This is a genomic window from Streptomyces murinus (genome assembly GCF_002154555.1).
Taxonomy (GTDB): domain Bacteria; phylum Actinomycetota; class Actinomycetes; order Streptomycetales; family Streptomycetaceae; genus Streptomyces; species Streptomyces murinus.
The window spans coordinates 271-4627 of the sequence record NZ_MUNF01000149.1 but is presented as its reverse complement, the minus strand read 5'-3'; the positions used below and the strand labels follow the sequence as shown (position 1 = coordinate 4627).

The 4357-nt window shown below is 73.6% G+C and carries 4 protein-coding genes and 1 pseudogene; 2 read left to right on the top strand and 3 right to left on the bottom strand.

The window, feature by feature from the left end:
- Positions 1-11: 11 nt before the first annotated feature.
- Both CCN72_RS11495 and CCN72_RS11490 read left to right on the top strand, forming a co-directional pair.
- The gene (locus CCN72_RS11495; protein WP_086807434.1) at positions 12-1820 is read left to right on the top strand and encodes an ABC transporter ATP-binding protein; all 1809 of its coding nucleotides are present in this window, start codon (positions 12-14) and stop codon (positions 1818-1820) included.
- On the top strand, positions 1817-2353 hold the full coding sequence (locus CCN72_RS11490; protein WP_425276134.1) for a GNAT family N-acetyltransferase: 537 nt from the start codon (positions 1817-1819) through the stop codon (positions 2351-2353). The genes CCN72_RS11495 and CCN72_RS11490 overlap by 4 nt, the downstream gene beginning before the upstream one ends.
- Before the next feature lie 13 nt (positions 2354-2366).
- Here the strand turns inward: CCN72_RS11490 and CCN72_RS11485 are convergent, their stop codons facing one another.
- From CCN72_RS11485 to CCN72_RS11475, 3 genes and pseudogenes are all read right to left on the bottom strand, one after another.
- Positions 2367-2852: a hypothetical protein gene (locus CCN72_RS11485; RefSeq protein ID WP_143664083.1), complete on the bottom strand. Its 486-nt coding sequence runs from the start codon at positions 2850-2852 to the stop codon at positions 2367-2369.
- Between the two features lie 88 nt (positions 2853-2940).
- Complete coding sequence (locus tag CCN72_RS11480) at positions 2941-4176, bottom strand: glycosyltransferase family 39 protein (RefSeq protein WP_208637976.1); 1236 nt, start codon at positions 4174-4176, stop codon at positions 2941-2943.
- A pseudogene (locus tag CCN72_RS11475) lies at positions 4173-4357 on the bottom strand (glycosyltransferase family 2 protein); the annotation flags it as partial. The pseudogene CCN72_RS11475 and the gene CCN72_RS11480, both read right to left, overlap by 4 nt.

Sequence of the window (4357 nt, the reverse complement as noted above, 5' to 3'; positions counted from 1 at the left end):
GAGGACCCCCGTTGACCGCCCCGAGCCCCGACAACCCCTTCGACCAGGACCTCCTGCCCTCCCCGCCCGGCGCCACCGCCGCCCTGCTGCGCTCGCTGCTCGCGCCGATGCGGGCCCGGGTCGCCCTGACCACCGCCTTGCTGCTGCTCCAGCAGGCGGCCGTGCAGGTCGGCCCGCTGCTGGTGGCGTACGCCATCGACCGCGCCGTACCCGCCTTCCGCGACCACCGGTACGGGCCGCTGATCGCGGTGGGCGCCGGCTATCTGCTGTGCGCGCTGCTCTCCGGCGGACTCCAGGTGGCGTTCGTACGGCAGTCCGCGCGGGTCAGCCAGGACGTGCTGCTCGATCTGCGCGGGCGGATCTTCCGGCACGCGCAGGCGCTGAGCATCGACTTCCATGAGCAGTACACCTCCGGGCGGCTGATCTCCCGCTCCACCACCGATGTGGAGTCGCTGCGGGAGCTGATGGAGGACGGGCTCCAGGAACTGGTGACGGTCGTCCTGTCCTTCGTCTACATCTCGGCCATGCTGCTGTGGCTCGACCTCGGGCTCGGCGCGGTCGCGGTGGGCTCCTTCATTCCGCTGTACTTCCTGATCCGGCTCTATCAGCGGCGCGCGGGACGGGTGTTCCGGGCGCGGTCCACGGCGATCGCGGCGGTGATCGTGAAGTTCGTGGAGACCATGAACGGCATCCGCCCGGTGCGCGCCTTCCGCCGGGAGACCGCCAACGACACCGCGTTCGCCGAGCTGAACCGCGCCCACGAGCGCACCAACGGGGACTCGCTCCTTGAGATGGCCCGCTATGTGGTGGGCTCCCGTCTGGTCGCCAACACGGCGGTCGCGGGCATCGTGCTCTGGGGCGCCTACCGGGTGGCGGACGGCTCTCTCGAACTGGGTGTGCTGGCCGCGGCGGTGCTGTATCTGCGCCGTCTGTACGACCCGATCGACCGGCTCGGGATGTTCCTGAACTCCTACCAGTCGGCCGCCGCGTCCCTGGAGAAGATCGCCGGTCTGCTCGCCCAGACCCCGTCCGTGCCCGAGCCCGTCGCACCGGGCGAACTGCCGCCGTCCCGGGCCGGGTTCCCGGGCCGCGAGGTGCGCTTCGACAAGGTGCGCTTCGCCTACCGCACCGGCGGCGAGGTGCTGCCCCGCTTCGATCTGACCCTGCCGGCCGGGCAGACGGTGGCCGTGGTCGGCGCCACCGGCGCGGGCAAGTCCACCCTGGCCAAGCTGCTCGCCCGCTTCTACGACCCCACCGAGGGGCGGGTGCTGCTCGACGGGGTGGACCTGCGCGACCTGCCCACGGCCGAACTGCGGCGCGGGGTGGTGATGGTGACCCAGGAGGCGTTCCTGTTCTCCGGCACCGTCGCCGACAACATCGCGATCGGCCGCCCGGACGCCTCCAGGGCGGAGGTCGAGCGGGCCGCGAAGGTGATCGGCGCGCACGAGTTCATCAGCGCGCTGCCCGACGGCTACGACACCGACGTCCGCAAGCGCGGCGGCCGTATCTCCGCGGGCCAGCGCCAACTGGTCGCCTTCGCAAGGGCGTTGCTCGCCGACCCGGCCGTCCTCATCCTGGACGAGGCCACCAGCTCCCTGGACATCCCCGGCGAACGGGCCGTCCAGCGCGCCATGTCCACCGTCCTGCGCGGCCGTACCGCCGTGGTCATCGCGCATCGCCTGTCCACGGTCGAGATCGCCGACCGCGTCCTGGTGATGGCCGACGGCCGCGTCATCGAGGACGGCCGCCCCGCCGAACTCATCGCGGGTACCGGCAGGTTCGCCGACCTCCACCAGGCGTGGCAGGACAGTCTCGCGTGAGCGGGGCACCCATGACCTGGCCGAGCGCCACCCCCGCCGACACGCCCCGGCTGCGCCTCGAACCGCTGCGGGCCGGGCACGCGGCGGAGGCCTTCGCGGTCCTCGACGACGTACGACTGCACACCTGGACCGGCGGCGCGCCCGCCACCCCGGCCGAGCTGGCGGCCCGATACCGGCGCCAGTGTGCCGGGCAGTCCCCGGACGGCCGGCACGGCTGGCTGAACTGGATGCTGCGCCGCCGCGCGGACGGCCGGCTCGTCGGCACCGTGCAGGCCACCCTCTCCCGTGCGGACGACGGCGGCACCGAGGCCGAACTCGCCTGGGTGATCGGCGTCGACCACCAGGGCGAGGGCTACGGGCAGGAGGGCGCGCGGGCCATGGCCGACTGGCTGGGCGCCCACGGGGTGGACCGGCTCGTCGCGCACATCCACCCCGGGCACGAGGCGTCGACGGGCGTCGCGCGGGCGCTCGGGCTGCGCCCGACGGACCGGATCACCGACGGCGAGGTCCGCTGGAGCGACCGGCCCGCTTGACCGTGCCGGGTCGTCAGTGATGCCCGGACAGGGAACCCACCGAGTAGGTCTCGTAGATCTCCAGGAGATCCTCGTCCTCCGGCACGTCCGTCCGGTCGTACGTCTCCCGGCACACCAGGGCGGTCAGCCGGACCAGCTCGCGCAGGCCCGGGAAGGACGCATCCGTCACGAACCGCGTCCGGTGGCCTTCCGCCCGGCCGGGCAGCCGGGACAGGAACTGCTCCGCCGTGTCGTCGGCCGCCGCCTGCCGGGCGTCGCCCCGCACGCAGTGCATGCCCAGCGTCGGCACCGACCGGCACGCCCCCACCAGCCGCCGCCGGGCGTCCGCCGGCAGCTCCAGCCAGGAGGTGAGCCCGGCCGTCCCGCCCAGCGCGGCGGCCGCCACCCGCTCCGCCGCCTCGGCCCGCTCCCCGCTCACGGCCAGAGTCGTCAACTGACCCGGTGCGGAAGGGGTCCAATCGGTGACGCAGATGATCTCGTCGGTTGCTGCCTGACGCACGCCTCGTCCTTGCCTCGTTGAGTTCGAGGCATAGTTGTACACCGTCGGAGTGATCCCGGCGGACCGCCGGGGTGCGCGACGGCCCCGGCTACGGCACCCCCAGCTCGAACAGCGCGTATCCCGCGTACGAGCCGGAGGCCAGCGCGGCGACGCCGAGGACCGTGCACAGCATCGGCAGCGACAGCCGGCGCAGGGCCGCGGCCAGCGGGAGGAACAGGGGGAAGCAGGGCAGCAGATAGCGCGAGACATTGGCGAAGATCTGCTGGCTGCCGAGGACCAGGGCCAGGGTGAGGACCGTGTACACCACCAGCACCGCCGGTGGCCGCAGCCGGATCAGCAGCGGCAGCAGTGTGAAGGCGAGCAGGACGACGCCGACGCCGATCATGTCCGCGTAGGGGTAGGCGAAGAGATAGTCGCCGAACCGCCCCACCGGCACCGAACGCAGCACGTCCAGGGTCTGGCTGCCGTAGTCGAAGCGGTGTGCCCACGCGCCCGACTGGAGCTTGAAGTAGCCGCCGAGGTCGCCCATCCGGTCGCCGACCCACAGCAGATAGCCGAGCAGTCCGAGCGGGGCCAGCGCCAGCGCGAACAGCGGCCGTCCCACCCCGTCCTCGCCCCGCCGCACCGCCAGCAGCGCCGCCACCGCGAGCGCGGCGATCAGCGCGGCGGCCGTGGGCCGGTTGAGCCCCGCCGCGAAGGTGAGCACCCCCGCGGCGAGCCAGCGGTGGGTCAGCGCCGCGTAGCAGGCCCAGACGGCCAGGGCCACATAGAGGGAGTCGGAGTAGACCGCCCACTCCACGCCCGAGCCCGGCCACACCGCCCACAGCCCGGCCGCGGCGAACCCCGCGCGACGGCCGCCGAAGCGTTCCGCCACCGCGTAGACGCCGAGCGCGGCGGCGAAGGACGCGAGGATCGACACCAGCAGTCCGGCGCCGTACGAGCCGAGGCCGGTCACCGCGGAGGTCATCCGGATCAGCGCGGGGTACAGCGGGAAGAACGCCGCCGAGTTGCCCTCCAGCGTGATCATCCCGGTGGCGCCCGGGACGGGGACGAGCTTCGGGTCGTAGCCGTGCAGCGCGATCTGCTGGTACCACCAGCCGTCCCAGGTCGCCAGCACGTCCCAGGCGTGCGCCCCGCCGCCGAAGCGGAGGTCCTTGCCCCGGTAGTCACCGGCGGCGGACAGCAGATACATGAAGGAGCAGAAACCGGCCAGCTTCAGCGCGCCGAACACGGCGAGCACCGGCCCGTGCCGGCGGGCGGCCGCGCGCAGGCGGGAGCCGGGCGCGAGGGCCGGGGCGAGGGGCCGCGGCAGGGTCGCGGTCACGCGGTCGTACGGGGACGGCGGGCACGCGTGCCCGTGGCGGCCAGGGTGCGCCGCATCCGGGCGATCCCGCGCAGGTCGGCCAGCGCGGTGGCGAGGATGTCGACGCTGCTGTCGGGGTCGTCCACCCAGTCCACCGGCACCTCGTGGATCCTGAGCCCGGCCCGCTCGGCGAGCACCAGCA